Annotated in this window: 14 protein-coding genes; 4 read left to right on the top strand and 10 right to left on the bottom strand. The window is 59.8% G+C overall.

Going from position 1 to position 18,133, the window contains the following annotated elements; genetic code table 11:
• Positions 1–416: 416 nt before the first annotated feature.
• The gene (locus tag PQU94_RS03625; protein WP_272740138.1) at positions 417–1,430 is read right to left on the bottom strand and encodes an NAD-dependent epimerase/dehydratase family protein; all 1,014 of its coding nucleotides are present in this window, start codon (positions 1,428–1,430) and stop codon (positions 417–419) included.
• A gap of 498 nt (positions 1,431–1,928) precedes the next feature.
• On the opposite strand from PQU94_RS03625, the gene surE reads away from it, so the two are divergent.
• Complete coding sequence (surE, locus tag PQU94_RS03620) at positions 1,929–2,744, top strand: 5'/3'-nucleotidase SurE (RefSeq protein WP_272740137.1); 816 nt, start codon at positions 1,929–1,931, stop codon at positions 2,742–2,744.
• Positions 2,737–3,387, top strand: coding sequence for a protein-L-isoaspartate(D-aspartate) O-methyltransferase (locus PQU94_RS03615; RefSeq protein WP_272740136.1), 651 nt, complete (start codon positions 2,737–2,739; stop codon positions 3,385–3,387). Before surE ends, PQU94_RS03615 begins: the two co-directional genes overlap by 8 nt.
• Here the strand turns inward: PQU94_RS03615 and PQU94_RS03610 are convergent.
• The 4 genes from PQU94_RS03610 to alr all read right to left on the bottom strand — a co-directional run bounded on the left by PQU94_RS03610 (position 3,384) and on the right by alr (position 8,114).
• Entirely contained in the window at positions 3,384–3,845 is a 462-nt protein-coding gene (locus PQU94_RS03610) for a GNAT family N-acetyltransferase (RefSeq protein ID WP_272740135.1), read from the bottom strand. The genes PQU94_RS03615 and PQU94_RS03610 overlap by 4 nt on opposite strands.
• Positions 3,846–3,852: 7 nt before the next feature.
• Positions 3,853–5,613, bottom strand: a complete 1,761-nt coding sequence (locus PQU94_RS03605; RefSeq protein ID WP_272740134.1) for a DUF885 domain-containing protein — start codon at positions 5,611–5,613, stop codon at positions 3,853–3,855.
• 110 nt (positions 5,614–5,723) lie between these two features.
• Complete coding sequence (locus tag PQU94_RS03600; protein ID WP_272740133.1) at positions 5,724–6,980, bottom strand: D-amino acid dehydrogenase; 1,257 nt, start codon at positions 6,978–6,980, stop codon at positions 5,724–5,726.
• A gap of 3 nt (positions 6,981–6,983) precedes the next feature.
• A complete protein-coding gene (gene alr, locus PQU94_RS03595) occupies positions 6,984–8,114 on the bottom strand; it encodes an alanine racemase (RefSeq protein ID WP_272740132.1) in 1,131 nt (376 codons plus the stop codon).
• A gap of 129 nt (positions 8,115–8,243) precedes the next feature.
• Here alr and PQU94_RS03590 point away from each other — a divergent pair, with 129 nt between their 5' ends.
• Complete coding sequence (locus tag PQU94_RS03590) at positions 8,244–8,696, top strand: Lrp/AsnC family transcriptional regulator (protein ID WP_272740131.1); 453 nt, start codon at positions 8,244–8,246, stop codon at positions 8,694–8,696.
• Here the strand turns inward: PQU94_RS03590 and PQU94_RS03585 are convergent, their stop codons facing one another.
• The 4 genes from PQU94_RS03585 to PQU94_RS03570 all read right to left on the bottom strand — a co-directional run bounded on the left by PQU94_RS03585 (position 8,697) and on the right by PQU94_RS03570 (position 15,932).
• Positions 8,697–9,704: a family 43 glycosylhydrolase gene (locus PQU94_RS03585; RefSeq protein ID WP_272740130.1), complete on the bottom strand. Its 1,008-nt coding sequence runs from the start codon at positions 9,702–9,704 to the stop codon at positions 8,697–8,699.
• A gap of 126 nt (positions 9,705–9,830) precedes the next feature.
• Positions 9,831–11,312 carry an efflux transporter outer membrane subunit gene (locus PQU94_RS03580; RefSeq protein ID WP_272740129.1) on the bottom strand — a complete coding sequence of 494 codons (1,482 nt, stop codon included), beginning with the start codon at positions 11,310–11,312 and terminating at the stop codon, positions 9,831–9,833.
• Entirely contained in the window at positions 11,312–14,536 is a 3,225-nt protein-coding gene (locus PQU94_RS03575; RefSeq protein ID WP_272740128.1) for an efflux RND transporter permease subunit, read from the bottom strand. The genes PQU94_RS03580 and PQU94_RS03575 overlap by 1 nt, the downstream gene beginning before the upstream one ends.
• A gap of 193 nt (positions 14,537–14,729) precedes the next feature.
• On the bottom strand, positions 14,730–15,932 hold the full coding sequence (locus tag PQU94_RS03570) for an efflux RND transporter periplasmic adaptor subunit (RefSeq protein ID WP_272740127.1): 1,203 nt from the start codon (positions 15,930–15,932) through the stop codon (positions 14,730–14,732).
• 279 nt (positions 15,933–16,211) lie between these two features.
• On the opposite strand from PQU94_RS03570, the gene PQU94_RS03565 reads away from it, so the two are divergent.
• Positions 16,212–16,937 (top strand): TetR/AcrR family transcriptional regulator, encoded by a 726-nt coding sequence (locus tag PQU94_RS03565; protein WP_272740126.1) that lies wholly within the window; start codon positions 16,212–16,214, stop codon positions 16,935–16,937.
• 3 nt (positions 16,938–16,940) lie between these two features.
• Here PQU94_RS03565 and PQU94_RS03560 read toward each other — a convergent pair whose 3' ends face one another.
• A complete protein-coding gene (locus tag PQU94_RS03560) occupies positions 16,941–18,062 on the bottom strand; it encodes a PA0069 family radical SAM protein (protein WP_272740125.1) in 1,122 nt (373 codons plus the stop codon).
• Positions 18,063–18,133 lie beyond the last annotated feature (71 nt).

Genomic DNA, 18,133 nt, shown 5'->3' with positions numbered 1-18,133 from the left:
GTGTCACACTTTTGCTATATAAAGCATACTGTGGCGGAAATGTGCTTCCAGCCTCCAGGGTAACTGGCTTTTTCCCAAAGCATCGGGAAAGTTTCAGGAGTGGATAGCCGACAGGGGCTGACGGGCTCCAAACAAGCGGGACAGGGGGGAGATCGTATCGCTTCGTAGGCGATACCAGAAGCTGGCTTCCAGCGCGCCCTCACCGAGGGCTATTGCAATCCCTTTTCAACCCGAGGGCTAATAGTGGTAAGAAAAACTCATAGAGTGAGGTGACCGCCAAATGTGCAACATGTGCTGATCAGGGGCGGTGGGCGGACGTTGGCATTTGTCTCAAACACCAGTATTTGAAGCTTCGATAGTAAGGGAGATTATAAAGGCGGTCGCCCGAGTTGAAGTTGCGCATAAGGTAACCATGATCAGGTTGCTGCCTTGTAAGAGCGGAACCATTTAATAAAGGCCGTCACCCCCTGCTTAACCCCGATTTTTGGAACGAAACCTGTTAAAGCCTGAAGCAGTTCAGGACTTGCATAGGTACGCGGGACATCGCCCTTTTGCATTGGCAACATATTCCGCTTGAGTGGTTTTTCCAGGACTTCTTCGATGGTTTCGATGAATGGCAGCAAGTTAACAGGCTGGCCGCCACCAAGGTTTACAATTCGGAACGGCCCAAGGCGTGAAAGCGTGTCATTTGCAATGTCTTCAGGAACCCGGTTTTCTTCTGACGGTGCGATGGGTATCAATCGCACAATTGCTTCGACGAGGTCGTCAATGTAGGTGAAATCACGCTGTTGGGCGCCCATTCCGTAGACATCAATGGCCTCTCCTTGCTCTGCTGCGTTCACAAACTTGAAAAGTGCCATATCTGGCCTGCCAAAGGGGCCGTAGACGGTGAAAAAGCGAAATGCAGTCGTGGGGATTTGCCACAGGTGCGCATAGGAATGTGCCATAACCTCCATCGACTTTTTCGTAGCGGCATAAAGGGTCATAGGCTCGTCCGTCTTGTCGTGCTCTTCGAAGGGCACCTTTTCGTTCGCGCCATAAACGGAGGACGTCGAAGCCAACAAAAGGTGCTTAGGTCGAAGAACCCTTGCGACCTCGAGCACATTAAAGGAGCCCAGAATGTTGGCGTTGACATATACCCGAGGGTGTTCGAGCGAGTAACGGACGCCCGCCTGTCCTGCCAGATGAATGATGACATCGGGCTGACAGGCCTCCGCAGCCGTCAACAAAGCCTCCATTTCCTCTAGCATGGCCTGGGTGTGAGTGTAGTTTGCCTCCGCCTTCAGAAGGTCTAGACGGGCATTTTTGAGCGCGAGATCATAGTAGTCGGTCAAGCCGTCAAAGCCATGGACAATATGCCCCTCAGCAAGCAGCCGGCGAGCAAGATGAAAGCCGATAAAGCCTGCCGTCCCGGTTATAAATACTCTCATTATCGCATTTCTCACTCAAACCGTATTTTAAAAGAACGCCAGGTCGCGTGAATACCATGACGTTCGCTCACAGGCCTCATCCCTCAGTCAGAGGAAGGTACGGCCAAGACTCTCTTGCCTAGTGACTGACAACAAACGAAGATGCAAGTCCCGCCAAATCGACTTAAGTTCTGTCACGCCTTTTCATTACGACACGTGATCTCGCAGGCATAATGCGAAGTCGGATGACCAGGGCATTGACACAGAAAGGTGCTTATCTCGCGTGAGTCGAAGCGCTCGACAATCTAGCGGCGGTGAACCTTCCCCCTGATCAAAACCGGAGAACCCTGCCCTTATGAAAGGGTTGTAGTGCTGAGGGGTATATCTGTCGAGAATTGGAATACGCCCAGCTGTCGAGGGGCACGATCAACCAATGAGCCGATCCCACAGGGAAGGAACCGACTACATCTTGTGCGCGTTCAAATACCCCTTTAGTACGAAGTTCGAAAGGTGAGTCCCATGCGTATCCTCCTGACAAATGATGACGGTGTTGACGCGTATGGCATGACCGTACTGCGGGATATAGCGGCACAATTGTCACAGGACGTGTGGGTTTGCGCGCCGTTATATGAGCAGTCGGGAAAAGGCAGGGGGATTACACTTCATGATCCCTTGCGGGCTCACAGGTTGGATGAACGAACGTTTGCCGTGACAGGAACTCCCACGGATTGCGTTCAGATCGCGGTCAATGATCTTTTACCCGCCCCGCCCGATTTGGTGCTTTCCGGCGTAAATCGGGGATTTAACCTGGCTCAGGACGTAACTCTTTCAGGAACGGTCGCCGGCGCATTGCAAGGCATGGCGCTTGGCATCCCTTCAATCGCACTATCTCAATGTCTGGATTTCGACCTCGACGTTGAGGCCCAGTGGGCGGCGTCTCGAGCCTACGGTGCGCCTGTTGTTTCCTCCCTTTTAACAAAAGGTTGGGCGAAAAATCTGATATTTAATATCAACTTCCCAGATTGTGATGATGCGGCGGTCACAGGGGTTGAAATGACACGGCAGGGATTTCGCGACTTGCATGATCTGCATGCGGTAAAGCGAGTAGATCCTCGCGGTCGTCCCTATTACTGGCTCGATTTCCACGGACACGTCTGCGACCTTGTAGATGGCACTGACCTTAAGGCTGTGGCTGAAAACCGTATTTCGGTAACTCCGTTGCATCTCGATCTTACTCATTACGAGACCTTGCAGGCTTATAAGGGCTTTTTCGGCGGAGCAGCACCGAAACAAGTTCACAGGCCAGACCTCAACCGGAGATCGATCGATGACTGAGGCCCCGATGCCTGAGAGCCGTATAGAGCGCCTGCTCGCCAGTCTTAAGTCGCAGGGTATTGAGGATGAAAAGCTGCTTCATGCCATGGAGTACACGCCCCGCGATCTGTTCGTACCAGAGTTGTTCCTGGATCGGTCTTGGGAGGATTCCGCGATCCCGATCGCTGCGGGACAGACCATTTCCCAGCCATATATCGTTGCGTTGATGACGCAGGCCCTGAAACTCGAAGGCCGTCATCGTGTACTGGAGATCGGTACAGGTTCGGGGTATCAGACAGCCATACTGTCTCGGCTATGCCGTTATGTATACACGATCGAGCGCTATCGGTCGTTGATGCTTGAAGCCGAAATTCGCCACAAGCGACTTTTGATGGAAAACATTATCTATCGGTTCGCTGATGGATGGGACGGCTGGCCGGAACAGGCGCCTTTTGACCGCATTCTCGTTACTGCCGCCCTTCCCAACGAACCTCTGCCGCTTTTGTCGCAGCTTAAGGTTAAAGGGATCATGGTTGCGCCGCAGGGGCGCGGCTCGGTCCAGCGTTTGCTTCGGTATACCCGGACCATCGATGCCTATGAGGTTGAAGATTTGGGTGAGGTTCGTTTTGTACCGCTTATCGAAGGCGTGGCTAAGGACGCTTAAAGATCCAGGTGAAAAAACTGATTGAAGTCACTCTTTTCATAATTTGAAAAAGCAGATCCTTCAGTGAATCCAAACCGACGGTAAAGCAAAAAAGCAGCATCAAAGGCTGAGCCGGTACCCGTCTCAAGACTTATCCGCCTATATCCGCGATCGCGCGCTGTTGTTATTATGTGAGCTAAGAGGCGAGAGCCGACGCCTTGCTGCAAAAAGTCGGGGTGTGTCCGCATGGATTTGATCTCACCCTGCTCAGGGGTATGGGCTTTCAGAGCTGCGATGCCGGCCACATGCTCGCCCCACCACAGGGTCCAAACTGTTATTTCTCTGGCTTTCAGGCCAGAAAGATCGAAGGCGAAGACGTGTCCAGGCGGAGAGTTTTGGAACATGCCATGCAGGTGAAGTTTAATAAGTTCGTGGACCCGCATATCGGACAGATCGTCTTCGCGTATCTGAAACGTCATAAGAGCCTCAGTCCTGATCCCTATAAGGGCTTGTGCCTCCGCGTTCAATAAAGCGGTCCACGGCTTTCTCCATAACCGGTAACGGCACGGATCCCAGTTCCAGTACCGTGTCGTGGAAGGCGCGGATATCGAACTTGTCACCAAGCGCCGCTTCAGCCTTGGCGCGCGCCTTCCAGATGGCCATCTCTCCCAGATAGTAGCTCAGCGCCTGACCCGGCCACGCAATGTAGCGGTCCACTTCCGTGGTGATTTCATGCTCGGACAGGGCGGTGTTTTCACGCAGGAAATCGAGCGCCTGATCGCGCGTCCAGCCCTTGGCGTGCATACCCGTATCGACCACCAGACGCGCCGCACGCCACATCTGATAGCTCAGCATACCAAAGCGCTCATAGGGCGTCTGATACATGCCCATTTCGACACCCAGACGTTCAGAATAAAGCGCCCAGCCTTCGCCGTACGCTGAGATGTAACCACTCTGACGAAATGGCGGCAGTCCCTTGTTTTCCATAGCCAGGGGCATTTGGAAGGCGTGGCCTGGCGCTGATTCATGTAAGGTCAGGGCCATGACCGAGTAGAGAGGGCGAGAGGGCAGATTATAAGTGTTGACCCAATAGCCGCCAGGGCCGCCGCGACCGCTTGTATAGAAGGGGGCAATCTCCGGAGCCACAGGTATAATAGCAAAGCGCATGCGGGGAAGGCGCCCGAAGTAGTCCCCGGCTTTCCCGTCAAACATTTTGGCCGCCCACGCTGAACGGTCGAGTAACTCCTGCGGCGTCTTTGCATAGAATTGCGGATCGGTGCGCAGGAAGGTCAGGAATGCCCGGAGATCACCGTTGAAACCGACCTCCTTCATCACCGCGTCCATTTCGCCGCGAATCTTGGCGACCTCATCGAGGCCGATCTGGTGAATCTGGTCCGGGGTCAGGGTGAGGGTGGTGTATTCGTAGATTTGGGCCTGATAGAAGTTGCGGCCATCCGGCAAGTCGGTGGCGGCAATGGACGACGTGGCCTTGGGCGTATATTCGCCCGTGAGGAAGGTCAGCACGCTCTGGTGCGCCGGAATAACGCTTTTCTGGATCGCCTCAAGGCCCAGCTTTTTAAGTTCGGCCTGTTTGTCAGCGGGAATAGTCGCCGGGAAGTGATTGAACGGCTTATAGAAGGGGTTGGCTTCGCCCTTGGCCTCAATCACTTTCGTCAGTGAGACATCGCGGCCTTTTAGCGAGACGCGCGGCAGGGTGAAGCCGCGCTTGAGGCCAGAGCGCATATTGTCGATATTCTGACCGAAATAGCGCGGCATTTCACCGAGTGTCTTGATGTAGTTTAGATAGTCCTTTTCGCTGCGGAAGGTACCGCTCGAAATATAGGCCAGATCGGCCCAGAAGGAGGTATCACCGGCCACCGGGCGCTCGTAGAGCTTATAAACCTGAGCGTTGATCAGGGTCTCGATCTGAAAGCGATAGACACGGTAATTGTCAGCGTCCTTTTCCGACAACTTGTTGATGTCGATGGCATCAAGTTGCTTCAGCACAGTCTGCCAGTAGGCCAGTTTTTTGTCCTGAGCGGCTTTTGAAACGTCGGGCAGGCCGCCCCCGCGCTGATCGGCGGGCGTATCTTCATTGGCGGCTGACTGCTTGCCGCGCCATTCCCACTCTGTCTTGTAGATCGTCTCGAACTTCGCCTGAACCGCCGGATCGACCTCGGCCCAGACGGGCAGGACGGGGATGGCGAGAATGACAGACAGGGCGGTAGCGCGCAGAAGGGCTTTCATGAGATCACTCTGTGAGGCGTGGCAATGTCAAAATGTATACCGTATAATTTGAGCTTGGCAATCCAGGCTATACCCTAACAGCTAAATTTGACTACAACCGCATCGAGGTCTCAAGCGGCGTAACGTTTAAGGCTCAGATCACCCGTTTCGATGTCCGGGGTCTGGCCGCTGATCAGGTCCGCTAGCACCTTGGCCGAACCGCATGACATGGTCCAGCCTAGCGTGCCGTGCCCCGTATTGAGCCAGAGATTGCCAAAGCGCGTCGGGCCGATGATCGGCGTGCCGTCCGGTGTCATCGGGCGCAGGCCCGACCACAGGTTCGGATGGTTCAGGTCGCCCGCGCCGCCAAACAGGTCTTCGACGACGTATTTAAGTGTGTTGAGGCGGGCTTCGGGCAGGTCTTTCGAAAAACCGGCGATCTCGGCCATGCCGCCGACGCGGATGCGCGTGCCTAAGCGCGTGATGGCCACCTTATGCGCTTCGTCCATCACGGTGGACAGAGGGGCGTGGTGTTCATCAATGATGGACAGGGTCAGGGAATAGCCCTTGACCGGATAGACCGGCACATCCAGCCCCAGCGGTTGCAGGAAGGCGGGCGTATAGCTGCCCAAAGCCGCCACGAACAGATCGGCTTCGATATCGCCTTCGGCGGTCTGCACCGCCTTGATGCGTTCGCCTTCGCAGATCAGCCCCCGCAGATCGACACCGTAGCGGAACACCACACCGGCCGCCTCAGCTTTTTCAGACAAAGCATTGGTAAATTTAAAACAATCGCCCGTTTCGTCATTGGGCAGACGTAAGCCCCCAACGATCTTGTGACGTGAGGCCGCAAGCCCCGGTTCGGCGGCAACGCAGCCGTCGGTATCGAGCAGTTCGAACGGCACGCCGCCGTCTTTCAGCACCTGAATATCCTTGGCGAGGCCGTCGATCTGCTTTTGCGTGCGAAAGACCTCCAGCGTGCCTTGGGTGCGCTCGTCATAGCGGATGCCGATATCCTGCCGCAGCGCCATCAGGCAGTCGCGGCTGTATTCGGCGACGCGCACCATGCGGCCCTTGTTGCGCTTATAGCTTTCGGTGTTGCAGTTCATCAGCATCTGCCACATCCAGCGCACGGCTTGCGGGTCGAGATTAGGGCGGATGATCAGCGGCGCGTGGTTCATGAACAGCCAGCGCAGCGCCTTTTGCGGGATACCGGGGGCCGCCCAAGGCGAGGAATAGCCGGGCGAAATTTCGCCGGCATTGGCAAACGAGGTTTCCAGCGCCGGACCCGGCTGACGGTCGATGACCGTGACCTCATGCCCGGCCTGACGCAGATACCAGGCGGACGTTACGCCGATAACTCCGGCCCCCAGAACGACGATCTTCATGCCTCAGCCCTCCGCTGCGATGAGGTGACGGTAATACCGCGGACCCAACTGGGTCAGGATTTCGTAGGCGATGGTGCCGGCCGCTTCTGCGACCGCGTCTAGCGACTGATTCGGACCGATCAGTTCGACAAAATCACCGGCCTTCAGCGCACCTTCGGGCAGGGCATCGATGTCGATGATGATCGAGTCCATGGACACGCGGCCGATGAAGGGCAGACGCACGCCCCTGAAATAGACCGCGCCCTGATCGCTTAAGCGGCGCGGCAGGCCGTCGGCATAGCCAGCGGATAGCGTGGCCAGACGTTTGGGGGCGTCGGTCACCACCGTGCCGCCATAGCCGATGCGCGTCCCTGCGGGGACGTTGCGGGTCTGAATGACGGCGAGATCCAGCGCAACGACCGACTGCATCGGATTGGGCCGGTCAAGGTGCGGCGCCGCCCCGTAAAGGGCAATGCCGGGACGGCACAGATCGGCGTGGTATTCCGCGCCCAGAAACAGCCCGCCGGAATTGGCAAAGCACAAAGGCGTTTCGGGAAACAGGCGTGAAGCCCGTTCAAAGGCTTCCAGTTGCTGGCCATTGGCCGGATTGGCGGGCTCATCGGCGCAGGCCAGATGGCTCATCAGATAGTCGATGCGCACGCCCTGAAGACGCTCGGGTGCGTGGGCCAGAGCCTTGAGGTCTTCGGGCATGAAACCCAGCCGTGACATGCCGGTATCGACCTGTAGCAGCGCGGGCAGGGTCTGACCCGTCTGGCGCGCCACATTGGCCCAGGCGTCGAGCTGTTCTGGGCAGTTAAGTACAGCGATCAGCCCGGCTGCGGCGGCGCGGTCTTCGCTGCCCGGCGTCAGTCCGTTCAGCACATAGAGCGCGGCATCAGCGGGCAGATGCGGGCGCAGATCGAACGCTTCGCGCGTCAGGGCCACGAAGAAATGGCGGCAACCGGCGGCGTAAAGGGTGTTGGTCGCCGCTGCGACGCCCAGACCATAGGCATCGGCCTTAACCACGGCGCTGACCGGCGTCGGCGCCGCCAATTGGCACAGTTTAAGATAGTTGGCTTTCAGAGCGCCGAGATCGACGCGCAGTATGCCGCCCGCGCCGTTTGCCAACGCCTCTCTCGCCAGAGCCTGATCCATGCCGCCCTCCTTTCGCCAATAGGGGCAAGATTAACGCAAGGATCATCGAATGTTCATGCTATTTGACGTGATTAGTTCATATATGTGTCATATGCCGCAACAATTGTTCGCTTTTCGAAAGAATATGTCATGCGCCCTCTCGATGCGGTGGACCGCAGCCTGATCCGGCTTCTCCGGCTCAATGCGCGGATGAGTAATGCCCGACTGGCGGCCGAGGTAGGCCTGTCGCCTTCAGCCTGCTTGCGGCGCATTCAATTGTTGGAAAAAAGCGGTGTCATCCGCGGCTATACCGCCCTGATCGGAGAAGAGGTCGAAGGCGAGTCCATCGCCGTCATTATCCGCATCTCGCTGGAGCGGCAGAGCGAGGGGACGCTCAGGCGCTTTGAGGCGGCGGTGCGGCGCTACCCGGAAATCCGTGAGTGCCTGCTGATGACCGGGGACGCCGACTACGTGCTGCGCGTCGATATTGCTGACGCGCGCGAATTCGAGCGCATCCACACCGAGGTGCTGTCGAAACTCCCCGGCGTGCAGCGTATCCATTCCAGCTTTTCAATCCGCAATGTGCTGGCGCGGGCGGTCTGACTATTCCGGCGGCGTCAGCCGCGCATCGACCGGCGCATTGCGATCGACCGTCAGCCAGCCATCGGGGCCGATCTTCAGTTCGGCGACCTGAATGACGGTGCGCTGACCGTATTTGGGATCGGTCGCGGCTTCCGGGGCCTTATACTGGTGCACGAAGTAATAGATCAGGGCGCGGCCATTATTGACCACCACGTCGGGGTGCTGGCCCTTGTCGTTATCGGTGGCTTGCGTGCCCGGCTGTTCCAGCAGGCGGTTGGGTTGTGGCGTCCAGGTCTTCAGATCGTCGGAGCGCAGGACCATCAACCCCTTCCACACATCGGCGATCAGCCAGTAGTGGCCGCCGAACTGAAACACCTTCGGCCCTTCGGCATTGGTGTCGGTGACCGGATCGGGCAGACGTACCCATGAGGTCAGATCCGGGCTTTCCAGCACGAACAGGCGGCTGCCCTTGCGCTCGTCCTTAAACCACAGGCGATAGAGGCCGTCCTTGTGGATGACGCTGGCGTCAATCGCGCGGTCGGTCCCCAGTTCCAGCCGCTCACCGCACGTCCAGTTTTTCAGGTCCGGGCTCGTCAGGTGGACGATGAAGCGCCCAGCCTTCCAATCCTTGAAGACACCCGGCACGACGGTCAGCCACATATGATAGGTGCCCTTATCGGCATAGACTTCCGGGGCCCACAGGGTTTCGCCCGTGCACGACAGCGGAATATCGGCCATGCCCTGATAGGCCCAGTTCACGCCGTCTTTCGAGGCCGCCACCCCGATGGGTGTGCCATGCACCCAGGATACGTCGCCGTCTGGCGTCTTCAGGGTCGCCCGCCGGTTGGTGTAAAACATCTTCCAGTCTTTTGCCGCGCGGTCGTAGATGATCGACACATCGGCTGCCCCATCATAGACCGGGTCGCGGTACAGGGGCTTGGGCGCTGTGGCGGACGGTTTGGCGGGTGTCAGGGCGGCGCAGCCCGCCAGCGACAGGGCGATAATGACAAGGCTGAGGCGCGTTTTCATCGGACGTTTCCCTTTAATTATTTGTCCGACTTATAGAGCAAATGTGTTCAATTCCAAGCGTTATCGCTCGCAAAAAAAACGCCTGCCGATCGGGTCGGCAGGCGTCAGAGTCACAAAGAGGCTGGTTTACACCGTCCAGTCGCCACCCAAAGCGCGGATCAGGCGCACGGTTGCCTGATATTGCTGGGCGCGGACCTGAAGATCCTGACGGCGGATGCGCAGATAGGAGCGCTGGGCATCCAGCACCTCAAGCTGAGACACATAGCCGTGTTTGTAGCGCGACTGCGACAGGTCGAGCGCCCGGCGCGCCGCCGCCAGAGCCGTGGACTGGGTCTGGGCTTCGCCGGTCAGGCCGTCTATGTCCGACAGGGCGTTTTCGACGTCGCCAAAGGCCACCAGAACCGACTGACGATACTGCGCAAAGGCAATGGCCAGATCACCCTGCGCCAGCTCGACGCCGGCCTTGCGTTGCCCGCCGTCGAAGATCGCCTGCGCTACAATGGCGGTGAGCGACCAGTTACGCGCGCCTTCGGCGAAGATGTCCGACAGGTCGTTCGACGCGCCCCCGGCAGAGGCGGTCAGGCTAAGGCGCGGGAACCACGCGGCCCTGGCGATGCCGACGCGCTTCTGGGCGGCCTGCATGGCCTTTTCGGCGGCGGTGACGTCCGGGCGGCGCGTCAGAAGCTCAGACGGCAGTCCCGCCGGGATCAGCGGCACGGCCCCGGCCCATGGCTGCGCCTCCCACGCCTTGGCCTCGACGCGGAAGGTCGAAGGAAGGTCGCCGACCAGCAGGCTCAGGGCGTTTTCGACCTGCGCCCTCTGACGGTCGAGCGCCTTCAACTCGGCCTCGGTCGTCGCGACCTCGGTTTGCAGGCGCACCACATCCAGTTCGGCGACGTCACCGGCCGCATAACGGTTTTGCGTAACGCTGAGCGTGCCCTGATAGGCCTCCAGCGTTTCGGCCACGATGGCGCGGTCTTCATCGAGGGCGCGCAGGGCGAAATAGGTTTCGGCCACCGCGCCCTGAACGAGCAGTTGCGCCCATTTCGCAGTGTCTTCGGCGGCGGAGGCGTCAAGCGTCGCCGCCTGCGTCGCCTTCGACAGACGGCCCGACAGATCGACCTCGTACCCGAGGTCGAGGCCGGCCGCGTGCAGGGTTGAAGCCTTGGGCGACTGTCCTGTTTGCGAGGCGCGCGAGGATTGCAGCCCGGCGCTGACCTGCGGCAACTGCACGGCGCGGGCCTGACGGATCAGGGCGCGGGCCTGCTGAACGCGGGCGGCGGCGATGGCCACGTCCGTATTGCGGGTCATGGCACGCGCTTCGAGATCGTCAAGCACCGGATCACCGAAGATCAGCCAGAAGGCGTCGGCCTTCTGGGCCAGAGGCGGCGCGGTGGTCTCGGTCGTGGCCGGGGCCTTGAAGGCCGCCGGGGCGGTAAGCCCGGCGTTCTTCGTCAGCGGTTCGGTGGCGCAACCCGTCAGAAGAAGGGTTGCAAAGGCAAGAGGGATGACTCCAAAGCGTGACCAGTCACGCTTTGGCAAGGCCGACTGGCCGCCCGAGCTGATGCGAGGAGCCCCGCGGCGTTTGAGCGATAAAAATGGGGACATTAATGTACCTCCGGATGTGAGTTCAGCGTGGCGGTGCTCGGCGCGGGGTCGATACCATCGTCGCTGGACTCATCGGGGTGGGTATGGGCCTTGAGCGGACGATTGCCGGTCAGGGCGCGCAGGGTGACGTAGAAGACGGGGGTCAGGAACAAGCCGAAAACGGTGGCACCGATCATGCCGGCGAAGACGGCCACACCCATGGCGTGACGCATTTCCGACCCGGCTCCGTGCGCCAGCACCAGAGGCAGGACGCCCATGATGAAGGCAATCGAGGTCATCAGGATCGGGCGCAGACGTAACCGGCTGGCCTCAATAGCGGCCTGTAGCGGCTTGTGTCCGGCCAGTTCCAGCTCGCGGGCAAATTCCACGATCAGGATGGCGTTCTTGGCCGACAGCCCCACCAGAACGAAGAGGCCGATCTGGGTGAAGATGTTGTTGTCGCCGCCCGAAACCCACACGCCGGTAATCGCGGCCAGCAGGCCCATCGGCACGATCAGCAGGATCGACAGCGGAAGGACCAGACTTTCATATTGCGCTGCCAGCACGAGGAAAACGAGCAGGATAACCAGCGGGAAGATGACGGCGGAGGAATCGCCCGCCAGAATCTGCTGATAGGTCAGGTCGGTCCACTCGTATTCGATCCCCGGTGGCAGGACTTCGGCGGCGATCCTGGCGGCGGCGGCTTCGGCTTGACCGGATGAGAAGCCCGGGGCGGGTCCACCATTGATGTCGGCCGCCAGATAGCCGTTATAGCGGGTGGCGTTCACCGGCCCGAAGGACGGTTCGACCTTCAATAGCGCGGACAAGGGGATCATTTCGCCCGAATTGGAGCGAACCTTGAGCTGCCCGATGTCTTCCGGGCGGGCGCGATAGGGCGCATCGGCCTGAAGACGGACGGAATAGGTGCGGCCGAACTTGTTGAAGTCGTTGACATACATCGAGCCGAGATAGATCTGCATGGTGTCGAAGACATCCTGCACATTGACGCCGAGCTGACGGGCCTTGACGCGATCAATGTCGGCATAGACCTGCGGCACATTGATCTGATAGTTGGAGAAGACCCCCGCCAGTTCCTTGGTCTGATAGGCCTTGGCAACGAAGGCCTTGGTGGCCTGATCGAGCGCTTCGGGCCCAAGCGCGCCGCGATCCTGAAGCTGAAGCTTGAAACCGCCCGTGGTGCCGAGGCCGAGGATCGGCGGCGGCGGGAAGACGACGACATAGGCGTCGCCAATGCCCAGAAACTTCTGGTTCAGCGCACCGGCGATGGTGCCGGCGTCGAGGTGGTTTTTGCCGCGTTCCTCAAACGAGTCGAGCGCCAGAAACACCACGGCCGAGTTGGAGGCCAGCGTAAAGCCATTGATCGACAGGCCGGGGAAGGCGAGGGCGTCCTTTACGCCGTCCTGCTTCATGGCGATATCGGTCATGGCGCGCGCTGCGGTTTCGGTGCGGTCGAGCGTCGCACCGTCTGGAAGCTGGACCATGCCGACCAGATACTGCTTGTCCTGCGCCGGGATAAAGCCGGTGGGGACGGTCCTGAACATGAACAGGGTGGCCAGCACCAGCACCGCATAGACGCCGAGCATCAGGGCCTTGCGCGAAATGATGCCCCCCAGACCCCTGCCGTAGTTTTCCGACGAACGGTGGAAGAACCGGTTGAACAGGCGGAAGAAGCCGCCCAGCCAGCGGTCCATGAAGCGCGTCAGGGCGTCCTTTTTGGCGTGGTGGTCCTTAAGCAGGAGCGCCGCCAGAGCCGGGGACAGGGTGAGCGAGTTGATCGCCGAAATGACGGTCGAGATGGCGATGGTCAGCGAGAACTGACGGTAGAATTGCCCCGACAGGCCGGTGATGAAGGCCAGCGGCACGAAGACCGCAACCAGCACCAGCGCGATGGCGATTATCGGGCCGGAGACTTCGCGCATGGCCTGATAGGTGGCCTCCTTGGGCGATTTGCCGGCTTCGATATTGCGCTCGACGTTTTCGACGACGACGATGGCGTCATCGACGACGATACCGATGGCCAGAACGAGGCCGAAAAGGGTCAGGGCGTTGATGGAGAAACCGAAGGCGTGCATGACGGCGAAGGTGCCGATAACGGATACGGGCACGGCCAGAAGCGGGATGATCGAAGCGCGCCAGGTCTGAAGAAAGACGATGACGACGATCACCACCAGCAGGATGGCTTCGAGCAGGGTGTGGATCACCGAGTCGATGGATTCCTGCACATATTCGGTGGTGTCGTATGCGATGCGGTACTCAACGCCTTCGGGCATGGTCTTCTGAAGCTCGGCCATTGCCTTTTTAACGTCGGCGGAGACCTTCAGCGAATTGGCCCCGGCCTGTTCAAAGATCGGGATGCCGACGGCCTTCTGATTGTTCAGCAGCGAGCGGAGCGAATAGTCGGCGGCCCCCAGCTCAACGCGGGCCACGTCGCCCAGATAGGTGACGGCGCCGTTATCGGAGCGGACGATGATGTTGCGGAAGTCCTCTTCGGTTTTCAGGCGGCCCTGCGCATTGACCGACATCTGTAGCGTGATGTCGGGTTGTCCGGGCGAGGCCCCGACGATACCGGCGGCGGCCTGCACGTTTTCGCCGCGCACGGCGTTGGCGACATCCGATGCCGACAGGCCGCGTTCGGCGACCTTTTGCGGGTCAAGCCAGATACGCATGGAATATTCGCCGCCGCCGAACATCTGGATGGGGGCAACGCCTTCGATCTTTTGCAGGCGGTCCTTGACGTGGATCAGGGCGTAGTTGCGCAGATAGTTTTCGTCATAGCGGCCATTGGGCGAGACGAGGTGCACCACCAGCGGCAGGGAGGACTGGCTCTTTTGCGTGGTGACGCCCAGCGCCCGCACATCGGCCGGCAGGCGGGCCTCGGCCTGAGACACCCGGTTTTGCACCATCTGCTGCGCCAGGTCCGGATTGGTGCCCAGCTTGAAGGTGAGGGTCAGGGTCATCTGCCCGTCGGAGGTCGAGGCTGAGGACATGTAGATCATGTCTTCGGTGCCGGTGAGGGCTTCTTCGATGGGGGTGGCGACGGTTTCAGCGATGACGGCGGGGCTTGCGCCCGGATAGACGGCGCGCACCACCACCTGCGGCGGCACGACTTCCGGGTATTCGGAGACGGGCAGGGTGCGCAGGCTGAGGAGCCCGAACACCACGATAAGCAGCGACAGCACACCGGCGAAGATCGGCCTGTCGATGAAGAATTTTGAGAGGTTCATAAGTGCCCCCTTATGGGCGGACGGGAAAGATTGCGGCGCAGGCACGCCCTCCTCCCTGTGCCTCAGGCATGGGGAGGTGGATTTTGACGCGAAGCGGCAAAAGACGGAGGGGGGTTACGCCAAAGGTAGCGAAATCAGGCTTTAGGAGTCATTCCCCTCCACCATCATCGCTGCGTGACAGGGAAGGGAGGGGTTAAACGTTCGGCTTGGGTGTGGCGTCGATGACCGGGCGGGCGGCCATCAGTTGCGGCGCGACGACCGTACCCGGCCGCAGCGCCTGAAGCCCCGACATCACCACGCGATCACCGGGTTTCAGTCCTGCCGTGACCACCTTCTGACCGTCAATCGTGCCGCCGAGCTGGACTTCACGGTATTCCACCGCATTGCCCTTGCCCACCACATAAACGAAGCGCTTGGACTGATCGGTTCCGATGGCCACTTCATTGATCAGTATGGCCGGCTTGGCCGTGGCCTCCCCCAGCTTGACGCGCACAAACTGGCCGGGGATCAGCTTCCCGTCGGTATTGGCGAAGACGGCACGGGCGCGCACGGTGCCGGACTGGCTGTCGAACTGATTGTCGATCAGTTGCAGGTGCCCGCTCAGCGGTTCGGAACCGTTGTCCAGCTCCAGCTTCACCGGCACCTTGCCGAATTCCGCCCCGTTGAGATCGGCCAGCGTTCGGTTGATCACCTCTTCATTGGCATCGAAGCTGGCATAGATGGGGGAGACCGACACCAGGGTCGTCAACACGGCCGAACCGGGGCCGGAGGCGACCAGATTGCCTTGCGTGATTTCGATCTTACCCACGCGACCCGACACCGGGGCACGGACCTGCGTATAGGAGAGGTTGAGATTGGCCGATTGCAGAACGGCCTGCGCGGCGGCGAGGTCGGCTTCGGCGCTGCGCAAGGCATTGATGCGCGTTTCGGCCTCGGATTGTGAGATGGCGCGTTCATTCAGCAGGCGTTCGGCGCGGCTGTTTTCAGAGCGCGCCAGCGTCAGACGCGCCTCGGCGGCCTGCACCTGCGCGCGGGCACGGGCGACCTCGGCGGCGTAAGGCGCCGGGTCGATGGTGACAAGAAGCTGGCCTTCCTTGACGAAGGCGCCTTCGCGGAAGTGGATAGCCTTTACGGCCCCGGAGACGCGCGAGCGGATTTCAACGCGCTCCACCGCTTCCAGACGGCCGGAGAAGGAGTCCCAGCCACTGACGGTCTGTTCTTCGATGAGCGCCACCTTAACGGGAATGGCCTGCGGGGCGGCGGCGGTGGCCTGAGCGTCGGCTTTGGTAGTCAGGGCGTAGATGCCGAAGGCTCCCACGCTCAGGGTGGCGATGGCGGCGGCGGTCAGAAGCGCCTGACGCGGCGCGCGCCGGTAAAGATCGGACGGGGTCAACATGCGGGTCACCTTTGGGGAGAAAGGGAAAAGAAAAGGAAGCGGCCACAGGAACAGCCCTTGAACCGGAGCCGCAGACATCCATTTATGTACTGTTTCGCAAATTAATAGAGGCTTGGGCAAATTTTTGTGCGAATTGGTACAAAAATTTGTCAGCAGTCGTGAAAGTGTGTCGAAATCTTAGTGTGTCGACGGGCAGATATGACATCTGCGTGTCGGGGACTGGCAGCAGGGGAGAGGACACGCTACATAGGGGACAGTAAAAGGAGTAATCGTGCTGCCATGGTGCACCAGCCTTACGAGACGCTGATTCATAAGAGCGAGGCCGTAGATGCCGACGCTGTGGTGCTGGGTCTGCCCGATGTCTGCGGCGATCAGGCGCTGGAGGCGAGTGCCTGCTGCAAGCGTCCGCGGGGTCGTCCGCGCGCCTATGACCCCGATCTCGTGCTGGAAAAGGCTTTGTTTGTGTTCTGGGAAAAGGGTTTTGCCGCGACCTCTCTGGATGATCTGGTCGAAGCGACGGGCGTCAACCGCCCCAGCCTCTATGCCGGCTTCGGCGACAAGGAAGCCCTCTATCTCAAATCCATGCAGCGTTACCGTCATCGCATCAGCGAGCAACTGGATACGGTGCTGAGTTGCAAGGGGCAGGGCGATAGTCTCGGCACCATTGTCGGGCGCTATTTCGACATCATGATCGGCACCTACACCGGTCAGAGCGAACACCCGCTGGGCTGCGCCTTCATGTGCACGGCGCTCAACGAAGCGCCACAGCACGAATCGATCCTAGAGATGCTGCAAAACACCATCGAAGAGTTCGACGTGCGCTTCGAGCGCTTCTTTACCGACGCCCAGACCTATGGCTGTCTGCCCCCCCATCATGACCCGAAGGTGCTGGCCCAGATGATCGGCGGCATCACGGCCAATCTGGGGGTGCGCGCCCGTGCCGGGGCGTCAGCGGACGAACTGCGCGGCATTGCCGGGAATATGACGCGGATGCTGTTCGGATAAGAGTTAAAACAAGCGCATCTGCGGGTCGCCGCCACGGAACTGCGTCGAATCGAGCGGTGTGCGCGGCGCATCCAAGCCATACCGCCGCACGGCCAGATCATAGCGCTGTTTGAGCAGATCCGCCTCCAGACCCGTGCCGGTCATGCGCGTCTTGAAATTGGGATCGTTCAGCTTGCCGCCGCGCAGGGCGCGGATGCGATTAAGTACGCGGTCGGCGCGATCTGGAAAGTTAAGTCGCAACCAGTCTTCGAACAGCAGCTTGATCTCGTGCGGCAACCGCACAGGAATATAGCCGCCGCGGATGGCACCGGCTTCGGCCCCGGCCTTGAGGATGTTTTCCATTTCGTGACAGGTCAGGCCGGGGATCAGCGGGGCGGCTAGTACATTTACCCGAATACCGGCGGTACTGAGCGCGCGGATGGTTTCGATACGCTTCATAGGCGTCGCGGCGCGCGGCTCCATTACCCGCGCAATATGGCGGTCGAGCGTCGTCACCGACAGGGTGGCCGAAAACAGATTGGCCGCCGCCATGGGGGCCAGAATATCCAGATCTCGCAGAATCAGGGCTGATTTGGTGACGATATGCACCGGATGGCGAAACTCCCACAGCACCTCCAGCAACCGTCGCGTCAGGCGTTCGCTGCGTTCAATCGGCTGATAGGCGTCGGTATTGATACCGAGCGCCAGCGGCGCGGCGCGGTATTTGGGGTGTGACAGTTCTTCGCGCAGCCGTTCCGGGGCGTCGGGTTTGCGAAAGATACGGGTTTCGAAATCCAGTCCCGGCGACAGGTCCAGATAGGCGTGGGTCGGACGGGCGAAACAATAGATGCAGCCGTGCTCGCAGCCCTTGTACGGATTGATGGAGCGGCTCGAACCCACATCCGGCGACTCGTTATAGCTTATGACCTTGCGCACGGCGTCTACGCCGAGGATCGTTTTCACGCGCTCGATGTCAGGATGGTCTTCGCAATCCCAGCCGTCGGTCGTGTCGTAGCGATCAGGGGCATCAAAACGGCCGCTAAGGCGGTTCGACACCGCGCCGCGTCCCTTGCGCACCCGATCGGGCAGGGCGTTTTCATCGGTAATGCGTTCGGTGCGCAGGGTAGGCAGGGGCTTTGAGGACATGCCCTGAGCTTACCACTTAAAAAGAACAGAACAAGAACAAAATGTATCGGGACAGCTAAGTCAGGTTCAGT

The sequence above is a fragment of the Asticcacaulis currens genome (assembly GCF_028550395.1).
GTDB lineage: Bacteria > Pseudomonadota > Alphaproteobacteria > Caulobacterales > Caulobacteraceae > Asticcacaulis > Asticcacaulis currens.
Note: the sequence above shows the minus strand (reverse complement) of the source record. Positions and strands in the feature narration are given on the sequence as shown.